The following is a 20,630-nucleotide window of genomic DNA, read 5'->3' on the forward strand; positions in this document are numbered from 1 at the left end:
GCAGTGCCGAAGACGGAATCAGGTAAACGCGATGCGGACGAGCAGGGCACGCAAGGTATGAGGACCGAGGACGCCAGCGCCCGCTACGTCGATCTCGACGCCTGGGGCGGGCTCGACATTCTCCAAGCGCTCTGGGAGGGCCAGCTCGCGGCAGTGGCGGCGGTGGGGCCGGCCCTGCCAGCGATCGATGCGGCGGCGCGGGCCGCCGAGCCGGGCCTGCGCGAGGGCGGACGGCTAGTCTATGTCGGGGCCGGCACCTCCGCGCGGATCGGCGTGCAGGACGGGGCGGAGCTGCCGCCGACCTTCGACTGGCCGGAGTCGCAGCTCGGTTTCGCCATCGCTGGCGGGGAGGGGGCCTTGTTGCGCGCCGTGGAGGATGCGGAGGATTCCGCCGCGGACGGCGCGGCCTGGATCGCAAGCGCCGAGATTGGCCCGCGCGACGTGGTGGTGGGGCTGGCCGCCAGCGGCTCGACGCCGTTCACCGTCGAGGCGCTGAAGGCCGCCCGCAGCCGTGGCGCCGTCACCGTCGGCGTCAGCAACAACCCCGACGCGCCGATCCTGCGCGAGGCCGCCCATGGCATCCTCGCCGCCACGGGGGCCGAGGTGCTGGCGGGCTCCACCCGCATGAAGGCGGGCACGGCCCAGAAGGTGATCCTCAACCTGTTCTCGACCCTGGTGATGATCCGGCTCGGCCGGGTCTATCGCGGGCGGATGGTGGCGATGCGCGCGACCAACCGGAAGCTGCGCGCCCGCGGCGTCGCCATGGTCTCCGAGCTCGCCGGCTGCCCGGCAGACGTTGCCGCCGACGCCCTGACGCGAGCCGAGGGCGACATCAAGCGTGCGGTGCTGCTCGCGGGGGGAATGAGCGCCATGCGGGCCGACGACCTGCTCCTGCGCCACGACGGCAACCTGCGCCGAGCGCTTCGTGAGGTGGGCCGATCATGAGCGCAACGACCTTCATGGCGCGGGAGATCGCCGAGATCCCCGACGCCGCCTCTCTGCTGGTAGCCGGCGAAGCAGCCCGGATCGGCGCGACGCTGCGGGCCAGGAGCTTCCCCTTCGTGGTTGTGTGCGGACGGGGCAGTTCGGGCCATGCCGGCGTGCATCTGCGCTACCTGATCGAGACGCGGCTCAGCCTGCCGGTTTCGGCCGCCGCGCCCTCGGTGGTGACGGGCTATGACCGTCCGCCGAACGTGGCGGGCGCGCTCTTCATCGTGGTCTCACAATCGGGCCGCTCGCCCGATCTCGTCGCGGCGACGGAAGCGGCGCGGGCCGGCGGCGCCCTGACGCTCGCCCTCGTCAACGATCCCGACTCCCCGGCCGCGCGGGCAAGCGACCTCGTCCTGCCGATCCTCGCCGGGCCGGAGCATGCGGTCGCCGCCACCAAGACGGTGACGAATTCAGCCATCGCGGGCGCGGCGCTGGTTTCGGCCTGGGCCGGCGACAGCGAGCTGGAACGGGGCCTTGCCGCCCTTCCGGAGCGGCTGAGACAGGCGCTCGCCCTCGACTGGTCGGCCTGGAGTGCCGATCTCGCGGGCGCCCCGGCGGCCTTCGTCACCGGGCGCGGACACGGGCTCGGGCCCCTGCGCGAGATCGCCCTCAAGCTCGCGGAGACCCTGCGCCTACCCGCGCTCGGCTACTCGGCGGCGGAGTTGCGCCACGGCCCCCGCGCCTCCGTCTCAGTCGCAACGCCGGTCCTGGCCCTGCGCCAGGCCGATCCGCTGGCCGAGGGCGTGGATGCGCTCGTGCGCGACCTCACCCGCGAAGGAATGCGGGTCCATGCCTGCGGCGGTCCCCTCGGCACCCTGCCATGGCTCGGCGACGGCCATCCGGCCTGCGACCCCATCGCCATGCTGGTGCCGGCCTACCGCGCCATCGAGGCCGAGGCCCGCCGCCGCGGCCTCGACCCGGACAAGCCGGCCGGCCTCACCAAGGTGACGGAGACGCTGTGATGACGAGTCCGGGTTTCGAAAGGGCGAGCCCTTTCGCGGATCAGTGGCAGAGCCCTGGGACGATATCGGGGCGCTGCCCCGAGACCCCGCTAAAGGGATGATCCCTTTGGGAACCCACTCTGATCAGGCGATCTGCGCGGACCGCGTCTTCGATGGCGAGCGGATGCTCGGCGACCGCGCCGTCGTGCTGCGCGGCGGGCACATCGTCGACGTCACCGCCGAGCCGCCAAAGGATGTTCCCCTCGTCCGGCTGCCGGCAGGCGCTGTGCTGGCGCCGGGCTTCATCGATTGTCAGGTCAATGGCGGCGGAGGGGTGCTCCTCAACGACGATTCCAGCGTGGCCGGCATCGCCCGGATCGCGGCGGCGCACCGGCGCGGCGGCACCACCGCCCTGCTGCCGACCCTCATCACCGACACGCGGCCCGCGATCCGGGCGGCCATCGCGGGCGTCGCGGCGGCGATCCGGGCGGGCGTCCCCGGCATCCTCGGCATCCACCTCGAAGGGCCGTTCCTGAGCCCGCAGCGGATCGGCATTCACGACCCATCCCGACTCGCCGAATTCGGCCCCGGCGACGCCGAACTCCTGACCAGCCTGGGCGAGCACGGCCTCACCCTGGTGACGCTGGCCCCCGAGCAGGTGCCGGCCGGCGCGGTGGCCGACCTCGTCGCCCGCGGCGCCCGCGTCTGCGCCGGGCATACGGCGGATACCGGGGACGCGATCCGGGCGGCGATGGCGGAAGGGCTTACCGGCTTCACCCACCTGTTCAACGCCATGTCGCAGATCGGCCCGCGCGAGACCGGCGCGGTCGGCGTCGCCCTCTCGGAGGCCAGGACTTTTGCCGGGATCATCGCCGACGGATACCATGTCGGCGACGACCAGCTTCGGCTGGCCCTGCGCCTCAAGGGAAGCGAGCGGCTGATGCTGGTGAGCGATGCCATGCCACCGGTCGGCGACACCCGCGCGCGGACGCGTCCTTCACCCTGTTCGGACGCCGGATCGTCCGGACCGGCGACCGGCTCACCGGCGAGGACGGCACCCTGGCGGGCGCGGCGATCACCATGGCGGAGGCCGTCCGCCACATGAGCACGCGCGGCGGCGCCTCCCTCGCGGAGGCCCTGGCGATGGCCTCGCTGACCCCGGCCCGCTTCCTCGGGCTCGACGCCAGGCTCGGCCGGATCGCCCCCGGCTTTGCCGCCGATCTCGTCGCGCTCTCCGCCGACAGGGCGGTGCTCGGCACGTGGATCGGCGGGGAACAAGCCGTCTAAGTCACGGTTCGCTCCCTCACGGAGCCCGTCCGGGGCCGCATTTTCCAAAAGGGTCGAGAACCATGAAACTTCCGCTTCGGCGCGGCCTCTTCATCCTAGCCGCAACGCTCACCCTCGCCGCCGGCCCCGTGGCCGCGCAGGGCAGCAGCGGCAATGCGGGCAGCGGGCTCTCGCCGTCGGCGAGCGCCACCGGCAACGACCGCAGCGCCGGCGTCAACAACGGCAACTACCGCCGACCCGGCGGCTACGGCACGCGGCGGGGCTACAGCACGCGGCGGGCCTACCGCCCGACCAGGAGCCATTCGCGGCGGTCCATGCGGAGCCGCGCGCCCCGGTTCTGAGCGGTGCGCCGCTTCGCGTTGCCTGATGTCGCAGGGTCGAACCTTGTGAGCCGGGAGACGTTGGCGCGGCGCAACTTAACCGGGAACGGCCGTGACCGACAAAGCTATCGCCGACTACGCCGTGATCGGCGATACCTGCACCACGGCCCTGATCGCCCGAGACGGTTCCCTCGATTGGCTATGCTGGCCCCGGCATGACGGGCCGGCCGTGTTTCTGGCCTTGCTCGACAGCGAGCGGGGCGGTGCCTGCCGCCTCGTCCTCGACGGCCTGACCGAGATCACCCGCCGGTATCTGCCCGACACCAACATCCTCGAGACCACCTTCGTCACCGCCACCGGCCGGGCAGTGCTCACCGACTTCATGCCGCTTCACCGGCACGAATCGGTGCCGGAGGAGGGACCGGACGGCCAAGCGCAAGCTCAGGTAATCCGACGCCTCGCCTGCCGGTCCGGCCGCGTCTCCGGCCGCTGGCGGCTGCGCCCGAGCTTCGACTACGCCCGCGCCCCGACCGAGGCGACGACGGAGGGCGAGACCTGTATCCGCTTCCGCGGCGGCGGGGACACCATCCGGGCCGTCTGCGCCGTGCCGCTCGCCCTCCGTGACGAGGAGGCCGAGGGCGCCTTCGCGCTTGGGGCGGGCGAACGCGCCGACCTCGTGATCGCCCACGGCGAAAAGCACGGCGTGGACGGAGAAGGGCTACCCGGCGCGGTGGATGATTCGCTTGCCGATACACGGGCCTATTGGGAGGAATGGTCGGGCCGCTGCACCTACGAGGGGCCCTACCGCGAGACGGTCCTGCGCAGCGCGCTGACCCTGAAGCTTCTGACGCACGGCCCTTCCGGCGGCATCGTCGCCGCCGCGACGGCGGGGCTGCCCGAGGCGGTGCCGGGCAACCGCAACTACGATTACCGCTACGTCTGGATGCGGGATGCGAGCTTCACCGTCACCGCCTTCGTCAATCTCGGCTACCAGCGCGAAGCCGCCGAGTTCCTGCGCTTCCTGCGCGAGGCCGATACGAGCCGAGGGCGCGACCTCCACCTGATGTACGCCCTCGACGGTGCGGTGCCGGAGGAAGAATTCCTCGACCACCTGCGCGGCTGGCGCGGTATCGGCCCGGTGGGGATCGGCAACGCGGCGGCGGATCAGGAGCAGTACGACATCTACGGCGAGTTCCTGGTGGCCCTCCACGGCTACCTCGAAGCGGTGGAATACGACCCGCCGGTGAAGGTCAACGACCACCTGCCCGAGGCGCTTGGCCATCTCACCGACCACATCCTGCGGGCTCGCCACGCGGCCGACCACGGCCTGTGGGAGATGCGGACGGAGAAGCGCCAAAGCGTGCACACCAAGGCGATGCTCTGGGTCGGTCTCGACCGCGCCGTGCAGATCGCCCGCGCCGACCCGAGACACCGTCTCGCCAGTCCGGACACGATCGCCGGGTGGGAGCGGGCCGCGGCCGAGATCCGAGCGGAGTATCATGCGCGGGGCTGGAAGGCGGCGCGCGGCGCCTACACCATGGCCTACGAATCGGACGATCTCGACGCAGCGGTGCTGCGCACCGTGCTGTTCGGCGCATTTGATCCGCACGATCCGCGCGTCGCGAAAACCCTGGAGCGGGTCGGCGAGGAACTCGGCGCGGGCGACCTCATCTACCGCTACCGGATGGACGACGGGTTGGAGGGCGACGAGGCGACCTTCACCGCCTGCTCCTTCTGGCGGGTCGGCTGTCTGGCGCTGGCCGGCCGCAACGATGAGGCCACCGCCCTGTTCGAGCGGCTGCTGGCGCGAGGCAACGATCTCGGCCTGTTCGCCGAGGAGATCGATGCGGAAACGGGCGAGCAGCGCGGAAACGTACCGCAGGGCTTCACCCATATGGCGGTGATCAACCACGCCGTCCGCCTCGCCGCGGCCGACCGCGAGACGCCGACCGAGGAGCCGGATTGCCGGGCAGAGGCCGACGCCGTCCCGGCCTGATCGGCCTATACCAACAAAACCCGGCGATCGCGCGAAGCCGCGTGAGCGGCTTCGCGGCGCGTGCTTTTTGGGACGTGAGCCCCGGACAGCATCGAGCGGAGCGGACGTCCGAGGAACCGATGCAGCCCGCGGAGGCGGGCGCCGGCGATTGAGGCCAGCCGGAAACCAGAGCGATCGCCTTCATGCGATGGCCCTGACCGACACAAACCGGACCGATTGTCGGGCTACCTTGATTCCGAGGGTGCGGCGATGCGGAGGAGATCCGATGCGAAGCTACAACCTGTTCCGCCGCCGGGGCAGGGAAGCGCTTTTCTGCGCAGTTCCGGAGAGCTGTGCCGTGCCGCGCTTCGTCGGCGGCCGACGCTGGACCTTCGGCGGGCGAATCGATGAAAGCGCGAGCCCACCCCCCGGCTTCGACGACCGCGCCGCGGTGACCGCCGTGCGCTTCAACGGCTTCTACCTGTTCCAGTGCCTCGACGAGGGTGGGACGGAGCGGGCGGCCGACGGACCGTAAGCGGGTGCGCCATCATGTCGAGCATTCCTTAACGGCCGGCATGCCAGACAGGCGTGCAGTCAGGCGGGCCGGAGACCGATCATGATCAGCGAGAAGCGCCAGGAGCCTCGCAAGCGAACCTTTCTCAAGGGACGGATCCACTTCAACAAGGGTGCGTCCAGCATGGACTGCCTCGTCCGCGATTTCTCGGAGATGGGCGCACGGCTGGAGTTGAGCGAGACCAACACCCTGCCGGAAACGTTCGACCTCTACATCCCTCAGAAAGAGCTCACCCTCCGGTCGAATCTGCGCTGGCGCCGCGGCGACGCGGTCGGCGTCGCCTTCGCGGAGGTGCAGAAGGCTGCCCCCGAGCCGTCCCCGGCACCGTCGACGGATCCGTCGCTGGCCGTCCTGCTGCGCCGGATCGCCGAGTTGGAGGCCGAGAATGCCGGCCTGCGCGCGGTGATCGCGTCCATGGGAAGCAGCCTGGGTGCCGGCACGGGAGCGGGCATGGGCGCGGGATCGACGAACGGAGCACGGCACGCCTGAGCGGAGGCGACATCCGCGCCCCCGAGCGGGGAGCGAACGGATGTCGCGGAGCCGGCTCAGCCCTCGTCCAAAGCCGCCCGGATGCGCGCGGCATGCTCGGCGAGCACCGCAGGGTCGGCCATGCCGCCCTCATGGCGCTTCAGCGGCACACCGTCGTGGCGCGGCACGAGGTGGAAGTGCAGGTGGAACACCGTCTGCCCGCCGGCCGGCTCGTTGTACTGGAACAGCGTCAGCCCGTCGGCCTTGAAGGCCGCCTTCACCGCACGGCCGACCCGCTGCACCGTGCCGATCACGGCCGCGAGCGTCTGCGGCTCGGCATCGAGCAGCCCGCGCGAGGGCGCCTTCGGGATGACGAGGGTATGGCCCTCGCCCTGGGGCATCACATCCATGAAGGCGAGGCTGTGCTCGTCCTCGTAGACCTTATGCGCGGGGATCTCCCCGCGCAGGATCTTTCCGAAGATGTTGTCCGGATCGTAGGGCGTCATCGCACGGTTCCTCGCAGAAACGGGCGGCACGTTGCACGGGCTGCCCCATCGCAGCAACCTTGACCACTCCGGCGGCGTTGACGAGCCCGTGACGGCGGCGCGCGCCGCTCAGGAGCGGGACATGGCCGAAAGCACGGGTGCGATCTACACGGCGGCGGGCGCCAACCTCGCCATCGCGGCGGCGAAGTTCGTCGGCGCCTTCCTCACCGGCTCGACCGCGATGCTGGCCGAAGGCGCGCACTCGCTGGTGGACACCGCCAACCAGCTCCTGCTGCTGGTCGGTCTGAAGCGGGCGAAGAAGCCGGCGGACGCCAAGCATCCCTTCGGCTACGGGCGCGAGGTGTATTTCTACGCCTTCATCGTTGCCCTGTTCATCTTCCTCGGCGGCGGCATCTTCGCGATCTACGAGGGCGCCCACAAGATCGAGCACCCCGAACCCTCCGCCGACGCGACCCTGTTCGGCGTTCAACTTTCCGGCTTCTGGGTGAACGTCTCGATCCTCGGCTTCGCGATCCTGGCGGAGGGCTATTCCTGCTTCGTGGCCGTGAAGGCGTTCTGGGCGGAGAAGGGCGAGCGCAGCGCCATCACCGCGATCCAGCGCAGCAAGGACCCGGCGCTCTACACGATCCTCGTGGAGGACGTCGCCGCGCTGATCGGCCTCGTCATCGCCATCGGCGGCGTGGTGCTCGCGCATGTCCTCGACAAGCCGGCGCTCGACGGCTGGGCCTCGATCGGCATCGGCCTCGTTCTGATCGGCATGTCGATCTTCCTGATGATCGAGACCCACGGCCTGCTGATCGGCGAGGCCGCCGACCCGGCGGTGGTGCGCACGATCCAGGCGGCGGTGCGCGAGGAGAGCGCGGTCCAGCACGTCAACGCGGTGCTGACCCAGCATCTCGGCCCCTCGGACATCCTCGTGAATCTCAGCCTCGACTTCGCCGACGAGGTGCCCGCGGGCGAGGTCGAGCGGACGGTGGCGCGGCTGGAGCAGCGCATCAAGGCGAAGAGCCGCAACGTCACCCGCGTCTTCATCGAGATCCAGTCGCGGAATGCGCATGCCGCCGGGCATGCACCGACCGATGCGCCCAGCCCCGCGCCCACGGGTCACGACGCGGCTCCGCCCGGCTCGGCCGTTCCGGCCTGAGGGCTTACCGCTTCACCCCCTCGTGGGCGAGCAGGGCCGTCTTGCGTTCCGTGCCCCAGCGGTAGCCCGACAGCGCCCCGTCGGAGCGCACCACCCGGTGGCAGGGGATCGCGACGGCCAGCGCGTTGGCGCCGCAGGCCATGGCCACCGCCCGCACCGCCGCCGGCTCGCCGATGGCGCGGGCGATCTCGGCATAGGTCGCGGTGGTGCCGACCGGGATGCGGCGCAGCGCCTGCCACACCCGCTGCTGGAAGGCGGTGCCGCCGATGTCGAGGGGCAGGTCGAAGGTGCCCCCCGGCGCCGCGACGAGGCGCACGACTTCGGCCACCGTTGCCGCGAAATCCGCGTCGCCGGCCACGATCGCCGCCTTGGGGAAACGCGCCGTCAGGTCGTGCCGGAGCGCATCGGCATCGTCGCCGAGCAGGATCGCGCAGACCCCTCGAACGGTCGCTGCCACCAGCACGAGCCCGAGCGCACAGGCGTCGGTCGCGAAACAGATCCGCTCGCCCGCGCCGCCCTTGCGGTAGGCCGACGGGCTCATGCCGAGCCGCTCCGCGCCGCCCGCATAGAACCGGCTCGGCGCGCCGTAACCCGCGGCGTAGACGCTCTCGGTCACGGTTCGGCCCTCGGCGAGGCTGTCGGCGGCACGGGCCGCGCGGTGGGCTTGGGCGTAGGCCCGCGGCGTCACGCCGGTGACCGCCTTGAAGATCCGGTGGAAGTGGAACGGGCTCAACGACGCAGCGCGGGCGAGCGTGTCGAGGGAGGGCGGCGTCTCTGCCGCCTCGATCAGCCGGCAGGCGCGGGTGATTTTTTCGGCTTGCTGCTTGGACAGAGCGGGTTCGTCGGGCCGGCAGCGGCGGCAGGGCCGGAAGCCCGCGGCCTCTGCCTCCGCCGATCCAGCATGGAAGGAGAGGTTTTCGGGGCGCGCCGCCCGCGAGGGACAGCTCGGCCGGCAATAGACCCCTGTGGAGCGCACCGCATAGACGAAGCGCCCGTCGAAGCCGCCATCGCGCGCGGCGACGGCGGCGCGCATCTCGGCCTCGGTGAGGGGCGCCTCGTCGGGCGTGACGATTTCGGGCTCGGCGAGCATCGGCTCCTCCGGGAGAAGGGATGCGTTGATCCTGACGGATCCGCATGGGGCGCGCATCCCGTCCCTTGCGGTCAAATCGTTATTCGAGCTCGCTCGCTGCCGATCTCCGGCCCGCACACTCATCCTGAGGTGCCGCGCAGCGGCCTCGAAGGATGCTCCAGGAAACGCGCGGGACCTGGACGATCCTTCGAGGCTTCCGCTTCGCTCCAGCACCTCAGGATGAGGGGGAGGGTCGGAAGAATGCCGATGGCTTATGCCGCCGTGCGCCGCTCCACCATCCGTGCCAGGTAGGCCGCGCCGAGCGGGATCAGGCTGTCGTCGAAATCGAAGCTCGCATTGTGCAGGCCCGGGCCCGGCGTAGCGCCGAGCCAGGCATAGGCGCCGGGCACCGCCGCGACCATGTCGGCGAAGTCCTCGCTGCCCATGCGCGGCACGGTATTGGCCTCGACCTTGTCGGAGCCGAACAGCTCGGCGGCGATCTCGGCGGCGGCCGCCGCCTGCTCGGGGTGATTGTCGAGCACCGAGAACACGTCGCGCAGATCCACCTCGATGGTGGCGCCGTAGGCCGCGGCGAAGCCCGCCGCGAGTTCGCGGATGCGAGTGGCGATCAGCTTGCGCAGATCGGCATCGAAAGTGCGCACGGTGCCGGTGAGATGCGCGCCCTCGGGGATGACGTTGTAGGCCGCGCCCGCATGGATCTGCGTAACCGAGACCACGGCGGATTTCAGCGGGTTGCTGTTGCGGCTGACGATCGACTGCATCGCCTGCACCAGCCCCGTCGCGATCACGATCGGGTCGATGCCCTGATGCGGCATCGCCGCGTGCGCGCCGCGGCCGGTGATGCGGATGTCGAAGAAATCGGCCGCCGCCATGATTGGGCCGGGTCGGACCTGAAGCACGCCGTGGGGACCGTGCGGCGCGTTGTGGATCGCGTAGATCTCGTCGACTGGGAATTTCTCGAACAGGCCGTCGGCGATCATCGCGCGGGCCCCGCCCAAACCTTCCTCCGCCGGCTGGAACACGAACACGGCCGTTCCGTCGAAATCGCGGGTCTCGGCGAGGTAGCGGGCGGCGCCGAGCAGCATGGTGGTGTGCCCGTCATGCCCGCAGGCATGCATCTTTCCGGGCACGGTGGAGCGGTAGGGGAGGTTCGTCTCCTCGGTGATCGGCAGCGCATCCATGTCGGCGCGCAGGCCGATCCGGCGCGCACCCGGCCGGCCCTGCAGCACGCCGACCACGCCGGTCTTGCCCAGCCCCCGGTGGACCTCGATGCCGAACTTTTCGAGATGCTCGGCGACGATGCCGGAGGTGCGGACCTCCTCGAAGCCGATCTCGGGATGGGCGTGGAGATCCCGCCGCAGGGCGGTCAGCTCGTCGGCGTAGCTGCGGATGCGGTCGATCGTGTTCATTCGCTGGCGTCCTCGCAGGTTCGGCGGAAGGGCGACATCGCCGCGTATTCGGCGATCGCCGCGTTCACGTGGCTGCGCTCCCGCTTCAGATAGTCGGCGACGGCGCGGGCCAGCGCCGGGTCGGCGATGTCGTGGGCCGAATGCATCGGCACCGGGCGGTAGCCGCGGGCGAGCTTGTGCTCGCCCTGCGCACCAGCCTCGACCCGCTTCAGCCCGCGGGCAATCGCGAAGTCGATGGCTTGATAGTAGCAGACCTCGAAATGCAGGAAGGGGTGATCCTCGATGCAGCCCCAGTTGCGGCCGTAGAGCGCCGTGTCGCCGATGAAGTTGATGGCGCCGGCGATCGGCCGGCCCGCGTTCTTGGCGATCACCAGCAGGATACGCTCGGGCATCCGCGCGCCGATCAGCGAGAAGAAGGTGCGGTTGAGGTAGGGCCGGCCCCATTTGCGGGCGCTGGTGTCCTGATAGAACTCGTAGAAGGCGTCCCAATCGGCTTCCGTGATGTCGGCGCCGGTCTTGTGCTCGACCGTGATGCCCTGGCTCAGAGCCTCCCGCCGCTCGCGCTTGATCGCCTTGCGCTTGCGCGAGGCGAGCGCCCCGAGAAAATCGTCGAAGCCGGTATAACCCTCGTTCTCCCAGTGGAACTGCTGATCGATGCGGGGCAGCATCCCGAGGGCTTGCGCCTGCTCGGCCTCGCGCGCACGGGCGAAGGTGACATGGATCGAGGAGGCCTCGGTCTCGGCCCGCAGGGCGCGCAAGCCCGCGACGAGGGCGGCGGCGGCGGTGTCGGGATCCTCCCCCGGCGCGATGAGGAAGCGCGGCCCCGTGACCGGCGTGAACGGCACGCTGACCTGGAGCTTGGGATAATAGCTGCCGCCGGCCCGCTCGTAGGCGTCGGCCCAGCCGTGGTCGAACACGTATTCGCCCTGGCTGTGGGACTTCAGATAGCAGGGTGCGGCACCGACCAGCCGGCCCTCGCGCTCGACGCGGACATGCAGCGGCAGCCAGCCGGTGCGGCGGGAGACGCAGCCCGCCTCCTCCAGCGCCGAGAGAAAGGCGTGGCAGGTGAACGGGTTGAAGGTCTCGTCGCCCGCCCCGAGGGTCTCGGGGGAGGTGGCGCAGGCGTCCCATTCGGCGGCGTCGAACCGGGCCATGCCCGGCACGGCGCGCACCTGCAGGACGGGCTCGGGAGCGTTCGCCGTCGCGGGGGTGGTCATGGCCCCAAGTTAGAGCGCCTGGGCCCGGATGTGGATACCGGTTCGGCGAATGCGTGGCGCGACAAAACGGGGCCGGTCCACGCCTCGGCCTCATCCTGAGGTGCGAAGCGCAGCAGAGCCTCGAAGGATCGTCCAGCCAGCCCCGTTATCCCTGGAGCCCCCTTCGAGGCCCGCTGGCGCGGGCACCTCAGGATGCGGCAGAGGCTCGGATCTGCGTCATCGCTGTGACTCGGGCAATCGCTGCGCTTGATCCGGCGCCCGCCGAGAGCCCATATCGCGCCCATGTGCGGACGCTTCTTCATCGGCCAGCTGCCGGAGGTCTACCGCGCCTTCTACGGCTATTCCGAGCAGCCGAATTTCCCCGGCCGCTTCAACGTGGCGCCGACCCAGCCGGTGCCCGTCGTGATCAGCGAGAGCGGCGAGCGGCATTTCCGGCTGATGCGCTGGGGCCTCTGGCCGACCTGGCTCAAGGATCCGTCGGACTTTCCGACCCTGTTCAACGCCCGCATCGAGACGGCGGCCGAGAAGCCGGCCTTCCGCGGGGCGCTGCGCCACCGCCGCTGCGTGTTCCTGGCCGACGGCTTCTACGAATGGCGCCGCGAGGGGACCGGCAAGGCCGCGACGAAGACGCCGTTCGCGGTGCGCCGCACCGACGGGGCGCCGATGGCGCTCGCCGGCCTGTGGGAGCCGTGGATGGGCGCGGACGGCTCGGAAGTCGATACGGCGGCGATCATCACCTGCTCGGCCAACGGCACCCTGAGCGCGATCCACGAGCGGATGCCGGCGATCCTGGCTCCGGAATCGATCGGCGCGTGGCTCGATGCGGCGGTGGACGCGCCCGAGGCGGCCCGCCTCTGCCGGCCCTGCCCGGACGAATGGCTGCGGCTCGATCCGGTGAGCGAGCGGGTCAACAACGCGCGGAACGACGATGCCGGGCTACCCGAACCGATGGCCCCGCCCGCAAGCCGCAGGGCTCCGGCGAAGGCCGCGATCGTGCAGGGCGAACTATTCTGACGCATTCTCCGCTCAGGCTGCCGCGCCGCTTTCCCCGCCGACCTCTTCCCCGAACCGTTCGGCGGCATAGTCGTCAAGGTTGAATGCGTCGTCGGGTACGCGGAACATGAACCGCTCGGCGATCTCGGTGAGCAGGATGTCGGGCCGGACCTGCTCGACGTAGGACCAATCGACCGACGTGCTCCAGACGAAGTGCACCTCGGCGAAGGTCTCGGCGAGCATGATCGTCAGCATCAGCGGCGCGAAGTGCGAGTAGGAATCACCGAACAGGACGAGGTGGCGCGGGTCGCGGGCGGCGGCGTTGGCGTAGATCACGTGCGAGCCGACATGGAGCGTATCGGCGCGGCCGGCTGCCTCCCGCGCCTCGACGATCGGGCTGGCGTAGCGGCGCACGGCATCGCGCTGCAGGTCGTGGATGCGCGTCCGTTCGGTGCGCGGGGGATCGAACCGGCCTCCGAGATCGCCGGAAATCTCGGTCTCGCGGAATCCGCGTTCGGCGAGGTCCGGGCAGGGCGTGGCCCCTAGCGCGCGGCAGATCTCGCGATAGGCGAGGTGGCAGCCGGCGAAGGTCCAGTGGCTGTCGGTGCGGTAGAACAGGTCTTCACCCGCGCGGGCCGCCCGCATCGGCGCGACGAGGTCGATGCAGGTCCGCCGCAGGATGCGCGTGACCGGCCATTCCCGGAGATGCCCCCTCAACCGGGAGAACCACCGCCGCCGCGGCAGGCCGCGGATCAGCCGGCGGGCGGGGGAGAGACGGTGATCGACCGCGATCCCGTCGAGGAAGCCGTCGTAGACGCTGAGCTTTTCCGGGACGACGACGTGGTGGTAGGCGATGCCGAGTTCACGCGCCCGCGCCGCACGGCCGGCGATGCGTTGGCGCCACAGCTCGGTCTGGTGGGCCATGAAGCCCGACTCGTTGAACTGCGCGATGACGTTGTTGCTGCCGGCGACGACGAACAGCCAGCCGTCCTTGCCGACATGAATGTGATCGGTGGCCGTGTCCGACACGAAGTCCCGCCCTTCCTCAACCGTCTTCGCCGATGCCGAACGCGCGGGCGGGCCGTGGCTCTACAGGCGCGGGCCGCTCCGAGGCAAATGCGGCCGGGAGCGGAAGACATGGGTCGGACTTCGCCCGTAGCGATATGCTAGAGCATCATCCCGAAAGCTGGCCTCCGGGTTTCGGAAAAAGATGATGCGAAGACAAGGATCTAGGGCATCGTCCCGAAACGTGGCCTCCGGCTTCCGGGACGATGACGATGCCCGAGCGGTGTTGCGAATTCCTTGAATGGACGAGCTTCACGGCGGGACCCGCGAGGAGCAGGCTTGAACGACACGCAAGCGGATGAGGCCGCGGCGCATGCCCGGCTGATCGAGGACAACCTCGTCCTCACCTGCGAGGCCGGGCGCCTTTACCGCGACGGCGGGTTCGCGGGCGATGCCGCCCTGCTCGAGCGGCTGCGCGAGCGGGTAAGCCCGCTCACCGAGGTGGTCGGCACGGTGTTCCCCGGCTTCCCCGCGCATGACCCCGAGCCGCCGCGCCTGTTCGGCGGCAGCGCCGCCTTTCGCGAGAAGCAGGGGGCCGCGCTCGCGGCGCCGCGCCCGCCGGGGCCGCCGACGCTGCTCTGCGAGACCCGCGACGTCCGGCTTGCGGGCAACGCCCTGTTCCATGTCGCGGACGGCCGGCCGCAGGTGCTGTTCGAGACCTACCGGCCGCAGGAGCGGCACGTGGTGCCCGGCCCCGGCCCCGGCTTCCTGCACGTGGACGAGACCATCGCCGAGGCGGGGCTCATCTTTCTCCTCAACTCGGCGGGCTCGTTCAATTACGGCCATTGGCTGATCGACGACCTGCCCCGGCTGCACGCGCTCGCGCTGCTGCGTAAACGTCATCAGCGGGTACCGATCACCGTCGCGCTGGTGTCCTACTTCCCGCATATCGACGCGGCGCGGCGCCGCTCGATCCAGCTCCTGCTGCGCGATCGGGTCTCGATCCGCTTCCTCGACCGGGACAAGACCTACCGCTTCGCGCGCCTGCATCACGCCACGCCGTGCAGCCTGCCGAGCACGGGCAAGTCGCCGCACGCGCTGCGCTATCTCACCGGGCAGATGCGGGCGCGGACGCGCCTGCCGCGCGGGCTGTTCGCGCTACGGATGTTCACAGGGCGAGGCCGGCGCCTGTTCGTGGACCGGCATCCGGGGCGGGGCCGGGGGCTCGCCAACCGCGACGCCGTGCTGGGCCTGCTGCGCGGCCTCGGCTTCGAGGCGTTCGATCCCGAACTCACCAGCGTGCGGCAGCAGGTGGTGCGGTTCGCGGCCGCCGAGATCGTGGTCGGCATCGCCGGGGCGGGGATGACCAACACGGTCTTCTGCCGGCCCGGCACGCCGGTCATCCACCTCGTGCCGGAGGGCTGGGAGGACCGGTTCTACGGCGAGATCGCCACCGCCTGCGGCCAGGATTATGCGGCGGTGTTCGGCCCCCGGATTGCGTCGGACGCGCCCGAATATCTTCGGGATTTCACGATCGACCCCGAGCCCCTGCGCGAGGCCCTCGCGGCTGCCGGTCTGCGTTGAGATCCTGGGATCCCAAAGGGGTCACCCCTTTGGCGGGGTCTCGGGGCAGCGCCCCGATTTCCCCACTAGGTTTCAGCGCGGGCGACGCAGCGTTCGGCCGGTGACCTTCACCTGCTTGCGGAACACGCCGACCAGCTCGACATGGGCCGACCATGCGAATTGATCGACCGGCGTAACCCGCTCCAGCCGGTAGCCGCCGGCAATCAGGGTCGCCGCGTCGCGGGCGAAGGTGCCGGGATCGCAGGCGACGCCGACGACGAGCGGCACCTTCGATTCCGCGATCCGGCGCACCTGCGCCTCGGCCCCGGCGCGCGGCGGGTCGAACACCACCGCATCGAGCGCGTCGAGTTCCGGCCCGAGCAGCGGGCGGCGGAACAGGTCGCGTGCCTCCGCCGTGATCCGGGCGTAGCCGGCTCCGGCCCGGTAGGCGCGGGTCAGCGCGGTGATCGCCGCGGCCTCGCCGTCGGCGGCGTGGACCTCGCGGGCCCCCGCAGCGAGCGTCAAGGCAAAGGGACCGCTGCCGCAGAACAGGTCGCCGACGCGCCGCACCTTGGCCTTGCCCTCGTCCATAGCCTCCAGCACCAGCGCGGTCAGGGTCGCCTCGCCGGCCTGCGTCGCCTGGAGGAAGCTGCCGGGCGAGGGCACGCGCCGGGCCGGGCCCTCGCCGACCGCGGGCGGGCGGCGCTCGACCACGACGTCGCCGTGGATCGACAAACGGGCGAGGTCGAGTTCGCCGGCGAGCCGAGTCAGGACGCCGCGGACGCCGTCGCTCACCTGCCCGTGGCCGCGGATGTCGATGTCGAGGCCGGTTACGGTGGCGGTGGCGGCGATGTCGAGCGGCTTGCGGCCGTGCCCGAGCGGGGCGGCGAGCGTCTCCGCGACGGCCGGCGCCCGGTGCAGGCTCGGCACGGGTGATCGGGCAATGGTCGATCGGCACCAGCGCGTGGCTGCGCGCGGCCATCAGCCCGGCCCGCGCCCGGCCCTCGATCTCGCGCACATGCAGGGTGATCCGCCGCCGGCCCTCGCCCTGCGCGTCGAGGAGGGGCATCAGCGTGGTCTCGATGCGCGCCTGCCCCAGCGCCCCGGCAACGATGCCGCGCTTCCACTCCGCGTAAGGGGCGGGGGCGAGGTGCTGCACGGCGCAGCCGCCGCAGGCCGAGAAATACGGGCAGAACGGCGCGATCCGATCCGGCGACGCCTCCTCTACGGCGATCAGCGTGCCGATGCGGTCGCCGCGCTGCACCCGCACGCGCTCGCCGGGCAGGGCGCCGGGCACCGCCAGCCCGCCCTCGGTGAGGCCGTCGCCGCGGGCGCCGAGCCGGGCGATGGTCAGAGTCTCTTCGATCACGTCGGACATGGGATCAATCATCAGAGGCAATCATCAGAGGAACGCCTCGCGGCGACCAGGAACTCGCGGTTGCCGTCACCACCCTCGATGGGGGAGGGGATCGGCCCCGACACAGTGAATCCGAGGCCGACGAGCACGGCGCGTACGCCCTCGCAGACCTCGGCATGAACCTCGGCGTCGCGCACGATGCCGCCGCGCCCGACCCGCTCGCGGCCGGCCTCGAATTGCGGCTTGATCAGCGCGGCGATGGCGGCCTCGTCGGCGAGCTGCGCCGCCACAGCCGGCAGAACCAGCCGCAGGCCGATGAAGCTCACATCGATGGTGGCCAGCTGCGGCGCGGGCTGAATCGCCCCCGGAGAGAGGGCGCGGATATCGGTGCCCTCCAGGCTGGTCACCCGTGGGTTGGCGCGCAGGGCGGCGTCGAGCTGGTCGCGGCCGACATCGACCGCGTGGATATGGGCGGCGCCGCGCCGCAACAGCACGTCGGTGAAGCCGCCGGTCGAGGCGCCGACATCGAGGCAAGGGAGGCCCGCGGGGTCGAGGCCGAAGGCATCGAGCGCCGCAGCGAGCTTGAGGCCGCCGCGGGAGACGTAGGGGTGGGGGGCCGAGGCCTCGATCCGGGCGCTGGACTCGACCAGATCCGCGGGGCGCGTGACGAGGCGGCCGTCGGCGCTGACGAGGCCGGCCTCGATCGCCGCCCGCGCCTGCGCCCGGCTGCGGAAATGCCCGCGCTCGACCAGGAACCGATCGGCCCGGAGCCGCTCGCCCGTCATCGGTCTCCCTTCCGAAAATTGCTCCGCCGCGCCCGAGAACCTCGTCCCGCATATCCGATCCGGGACGAGGATCTCGGATTTTGATGTCGCATCGTTCTTTTCCAAAAGCCGGTGGCCGCCTTTCGGGACGATGCTCACGTGATCGAGACGGATCGGCCCGTCCCCTGTCGGAACGCGCCGCTTCGCGTTACCTACAGCATCGCCTGAGACGGCGCGTGCCGGCTCGTCCGAAAAGGGCGATGCGAAATCCGCTTTTGCCGGGTAGCCCGGATTGCGCACCGCCTCAAGCGGTGGCGGAATCCCGGGCGGAACCGCCGGGCCGCAGCAACGGAGTGAGTCAGTTCATGAGAGGTGCCATCATGCGAGGGGCCACGACGCCTGCCATCCGCCGTATACCGGTCGCCATACCTTTGGCCGCGGCCCTGCTCGCGGGCCTTGCCGGGTCCGCCTTCGCGCAAGATGCCAAGGAGGCTCCGAAGGAGCCGGCCCCCGCCAAGACGGAGAGTGCCGGCGCGCCGCAGACCTACGAGAGCGCGATCACCAACGGCAAGGGTGACAGCATCGGCAAGATTATGATCCGCGACGGGGCGAATTCCCTCGTCATGCGGCTGTCGATTCAGGCCGGCGGCCTGCCTCCGGGCTGGCACGGCATCCATTTCCACGCCGTCGGCGACTGCTCGGACACGGAGAAGTTCGAGAAGTCGAAGGCCCACGTGAACCACGACCAGAGCAAGCACGGCCTGCTCAACCCCGACGGCCCGGACGAGGGCGACCTGCCCAACGTCTACGCCAACGCCGACGGCTCGGTGAACGCGGAAGTGTCGAGCGAGACCCCGCTGACCGGCGAGGGCGGCCTGCGCGACGGCGACGGCTCGGCGCTGATCATCCATGCCAACGAGGACGACCACACCAGCCAGCCCATCGGCGGCGCGGGCGCGCGCATCGGCTGCGCGGTCATCAAGTAACACGCCTTTTGCCCTCCCCCTACGGGGGAGGGCGTTGGCGGAGGCTACCGCTTCAGGCTCACCACGCTGCCTTCACGCTGCGCCGCCTTCTCCGGCAGGGCGGCGCGGACGACCTTGAGGATGCCCTCGGCATCGAGCCCGGCCTCGGCGTACATCTTCTCCGGCTTGTCGTGGTCCTGGTAGCTGTCCGGCAGCGTCAGCGTGCGGACCCGGACCCGGCCGGTGTCGAGCACGCCGCGCTCGGCCAGCAGGTGCAGCACCATCGCCCCAAAGCCGCCGACCGAGCCCTCCTCGACCGTCACCAGAACCTCGTGGCTCATCGCCAGATCGACGATCAGCTCGGCGTCCAGCGGCTTGGCAAAGCGCGCATCGGCGACGGTAGCTGCAACACCCTCGGCCTCCAGCGCGTCGGCCGCCTTCAGCGCCTCCGACAGACGCGTGCCGAGCGAGAGCAGCGCCACCCGCGCCCCTTCCGGACGCCGCACCACGCGGCCGCGGCCGATCGCCAGCGGCACGCCCGTCTCCGGCAGCTCGATGCCGACCCCCTCGCCGCGCGGGTAGCGCAGCGCGATCGGACCCGAATCGTGCGCGTGGCAGGTCGCCACCATGTGCACCAGCTCGGCCTCGTCGGCCGCCGCCATCACCGTCATGTTCGGCAGGCAGCAGAGATAGGCCAGATCGAACGCGCCCGCATGCGTGGCGCCGTCCGCTCCGACGAGACCCGCCCGGTCGAGGCAGAACCGCACGGCTAAGTTCTGCAGCGCGACATCGTGCACAACCTGATCGTAGGCCCGCTGCAGGAAGGTCGAGTAGATCGCCACGAACGGCTTGTAGCCCTCGGTGGCCAGACCGCCGGCGAAGGTCACCGCGTGCTGCTCGGCGATGCCGACGTCGAAGGTCCGGTCGGGATGCGCCTTGCCGAACAGGTCGATCCCGGTGCCGCCGGGCATCGCCGCGGTGATCGCCACCACCTTCGGGTCGGCATCGGCCGCCTTGATCAGGCTCTCGCCGAACACGCGGGTATAGGCCGGGGCGTTCGCCTTGGCCTTGGCCTGCACGCCCGAGACCACATCGAACTTGACCACGCCGTGGTAGCGATCGGCGCTGGCTTCCGCCGGTGCGTAGCCCTTGCCCTTCTGCGTGACGACGTGGAGCAGGATCGGGCCCTGATCCGAGTCGCGCACGTTCTTCAGAACGGGCAGCAGGTGGTCGAGATTGTGCCCATCGACCGGGCCGACATAGTGGAAGCCCATCTCCTCGAACATCGTGCCGCCGCCGACGATCAGCGAGCGGGCATACTCTTCGGCAGCGGCCGCGCGCTGGTAGAGCGCCTTCGGCAGCAGCTTGCCCAGTTGCTTGGCGGTCTCGCGCAGTGAGCGATAGGTGCCGCCGGAAGCGAGCCGCGCGAGGTAGGCCGACATCGCGCCGACGGGGGGCGCGATCGACATGTCGTTGTCGTTGAGGATGACGATCAGGCGCGAGTGCAGGGCGCCGGCATTGTTCATGGCCTCGTAGGCCATGCCCGCCGACATCGAGCCGTCGCCGATCACCGCGATCATGTTGCGGCGCTTCGGCGCCGGGCCGCCCTTGGCCTTGGCGTCCGCCTCTTCGAGGTCGCGCGCCACGGCCATGCCGAGCGCGGCGGAGATCGAGGTGGAGGAGTGGGCCGCGCCGAAGGGGTCGTACTCGCTCTCCGAACGCTTGGTGAAGCCGGACAGACCACCGCCCTGGCGCAGCGTGCGGATGCGGTCGCGGCGGCCTGTCAGGATCTTGTGCGGGTAGCACTGGTGTCCGACGTCCCAGACGATGCGGTCGTCGGGGGTGTCGAAGACGTGGTGGAGCGCCACCGTCAGTTCGACCACGCCCAGGCCCGAGCCGAGATGGCCGCCGGTGATCGACACGGCGTCGATCATCTCGGCGCGCACGGCGTCGGCGACTCGCCGCAGCTCGCTCTCCGGCAGAAGCCGGAGACGATCCGGCGTCTCAAGACCCTCAAGGATCGTCGTGTCCGCTAGTGCCACCGGACCAGCCTCATACCCGA

17 protein-coding genes and 2 pseudogenes are annotated in these 20,630 nt (G+C 70.7%); 11 read left to right on the top strand and 8 right to left on the bottom strand.

The window, feature by feature from the left end; translation table 11 throughout:
• The first annotated feature begins 57 nt into the window (after positions 1-57).
• The 7 genes and pseudogenes from M2437_RS11125 to M2437_RS11155 all read left to right on the top strand — a co-directional run bounded on the left by M2437_RS11125 (position 58) and on the right by M2437_RS11155 (position 6,576).
• Positions 58-945, top strand: coding sequence for an N-acetylmuramic acid 6-phosphate etherase (locus M2437_RS11125; protein ID WP_253387431.1), 888 nt, complete (start codon positions 58-60; stop codon positions 943-945).
• Positions 942-1,952, top strand: coding sequence for an SIS domain-containing protein (locus M2437_RS11130; RefSeq protein ID WP_253387432.1), 1,011 nt, complete (start codon positions 942-944; stop codon positions 1,950-1,952). Before M2437_RS11125 ends, M2437_RS11130 begins: the two co-directional genes overlap by 4 nt.
• Positions 1,953-2,049: 97 nt before the next feature.
• A pseudogene (nagA, locus tag M2437_RS11135) lies at positions 2,050-3,218 on the top strand (N-acetylglucosamine-6-phosphate deacetylase).
• 62 nt (positions 3,219-3,280) lie between these two features.
• Positions 3,281-3,559: a hypothetical protein gene (locus tag M2437_RS11140; RefSeq protein ID WP_003605253.1), complete on the top strand. Its 279-nt coding sequence runs from the start codon at positions 3,281-3,283 to the stop codon at positions 3,557-3,559.
• 91 nt (positions 3,560-3,650) lie between these two features.
• Complete coding sequence (locus M2437_RS11145) at positions 3,651-5,534, top strand: glycoside hydrolase family 15 protein (protein ID WP_253387434.1); 1,884 nt, start codon at positions 3,651-3,653, stop codon at positions 5,532-5,534.
• Between the two features lie 265 nt (positions 5,535-5,799).
• Positions 5,800-6,048, top strand: coding sequence for a hypothetical protein (locus tag M2437_RS11150; protein ID WP_003605255.1), 249 nt, complete (start codon positions 5,800-5,802; stop codon positions 6,046-6,048).
• Between the two features lie 81 nt (positions 6,049-6,129).
• On the top strand, positions 6,130-6,576 hold the full coding sequence (locus M2437_RS11155; RefSeq protein WP_253387435.1) for a PilZ domain-containing protein: 447 nt from the start codon (positions 6,130-6,132) through the stop codon (positions 6,574-6,576).
• A 56-nt stretch (positions 6,577-6,632) separates the two neighbouring features.
• Here the strand turns inward: M2437_RS11155 and M2437_RS11160 are convergent, their stop codons facing one another.
• Positions 6,633-7,061, bottom strand: coding sequence for an HIT family protein (locus tag M2437_RS11160; RefSeq protein WP_015952462.1), 429 nt, complete (start codon positions 7,059-7,061; stop codon positions 6,633-6,635).
• 121 nt (positions 7,062-7,182) lie between these two features.
• On the opposite strand from M2437_RS11160, the gene M2437_RS11165 reads away from it, so the two are divergent.
• Positions 7,183-8,205, top strand: coding sequence for a cation diffusion facilitator family transporter (locus M2437_RS11165; protein ID WP_253387436.1), 1,023 nt, complete (start codon positions 7,183-7,185; stop codon positions 8,203-8,205).
• 4 nt (positions 8,206-8,209) lie between these two features.
• Here the strand turns inward: M2437_RS11165 and ada are convergent, their stop codons facing one another.
• From ada to M2437_RS11180, 3 genes are all read right to left on the bottom strand, one after another.
• Positions 8,210-9,295, bottom strand: a complete 1,086-nt coding sequence (ada, locus tag M2437_RS11170) for a bifunctional DNA-binding transcriptional regulator/O6-methylguanine-DNA methyltransferase Ada (RefSeq protein WP_253387437.1) — start codon at positions 9,293-9,295, stop codon at positions 8,210-8,212.
• A gap of 251 nt (positions 9,296-9,546) precedes the next feature.
• Positions 9,547-10,704 (bottom strand): M20 aminoacylase family protein, encoded by a 1,158-nt coding sequence (locus M2437_RS11175; protein WP_253387438.1) that lies wholly within the window; start codon positions 10,702-10,704, stop codon positions 9,547-9,549.
• The gene (locus M2437_RS11180; protein WP_253387439.1) at positions 10,701-11,921 is read right to left on the bottom strand and encodes a GNAT family N-acetyltransferase; all 1,221 of its coding nucleotides are present in this window, start codon (positions 11,919-11,921) and stop codon (positions 10,701-10,703) included. Before M2437_RS11180 ends, M2437_RS11175 begins: the two co-directional genes overlap by 4 nt.
• 282 nt (positions 11,922-12,203) lie before the next feature.
• Between M2437_RS11180 and M2437_RS11185 the strand changes: the two genes are divergently transcribed.
• On the top strand, positions 12,204-12,935 hold the full coding sequence (locus M2437_RS11185) for an SOS response-associated peptidase (RefSeq protein ID WP_253387440.1): 732 nt from the start codon (positions 12,204-12,206) through the stop codon (positions 12,933-12,935).
• Between the two features lie 12 nt (positions 12,936-12,947).
• Here the strand turns inward: M2437_RS11185 and M2437_RS11190 are convergent, their stop codons facing one another.
• Entirely contained in the window at positions 12,948-13,943 is a 996-nt protein-coding gene (locus M2437_RS11190; protein ID WP_253387441.1) for an alginate O-acetyltransferase AlgX-related protein, read from the bottom strand.
• Between the two features lie 315 nt (positions 13,944-14,258).
• On the opposite strand from M2437_RS11190, the gene M2437_RS11195 reads away from it, so the two are divergent.
• The gene (locus M2437_RS11195; protein ID WP_253387442.1) at positions 14,259-15,503 is read left to right on the top strand and encodes a glycosyltransferase family 61 protein; all 1,245 of its coding nucleotides are present in this window, start codon (positions 14,259-14,261) and stop codon (positions 15,501-15,503) included.
• Positions 15,504-15,575: 72 nt separating this feature from the next.
• On the opposite strand, the pseudogene M2437_RS11200 reads toward M2437_RS11195, so the two are convergent.
• Together M2437_RS11200 and M2437_RS11205 are read right to left on the bottom strand one after the other, a co-directional pair.
• A pseudogene (locus tag M2437_RS11200) lies at positions 15,576-16,872 on the bottom strand (class I SAM-dependent RNA methyltransferase).
• A complete protein-coding gene (locus M2437_RS11205; protein ID WP_015952453.1) occupies positions 16,872-17,624 on the bottom strand; it encodes a TlyA family RNA methyltransferase in 753 nt (250 codons plus the stop codon). The pseudogene M2437_RS11200 and the gene M2437_RS11205 overlap by 1 nt, the downstream one beginning before the upstream one ends.
• A 359-nt stretch (positions 17,625-17,983) precedes the next feature.
• Here M2437_RS11205 and M2437_RS11210 point away from each other — a divergent pair, with 359 nt between their 5' ends.
• Entirely contained in the window at positions 17,984-18,589 is a 606-nt protein-coding gene (locus M2437_RS11210) for a superoxide dismutase family protein (RefSeq protein WP_015952452.1), read from the top strand.
• A gap of 44 nt (positions 18,590-18,633) precedes the next feature.
• Here the strand turns inward: M2437_RS11210 and dxs are convergent, their stop codons facing one another.
• Entirely contained in the window at positions 18,634-20,610 is a 1,977-nt protein-coding gene (dxs, locus tag M2437_RS11215; RefSeq protein ID WP_015952451.1) for a 1-deoxy-D-xylulose-5-phosphate synthase, read from the bottom strand.
• Positions 20,611-20,630: the final 20 nt, after the last annotated feature.

Source organism: Methylorubrum pseudosasae (assembly GCF_029504475.1).
GTDB lineage: Bacteria > Pseudomonadota > Alphaproteobacteria > Rhizobiales > Beijerinckiaceae > Methylobacterium > Methylobacterium extorquens.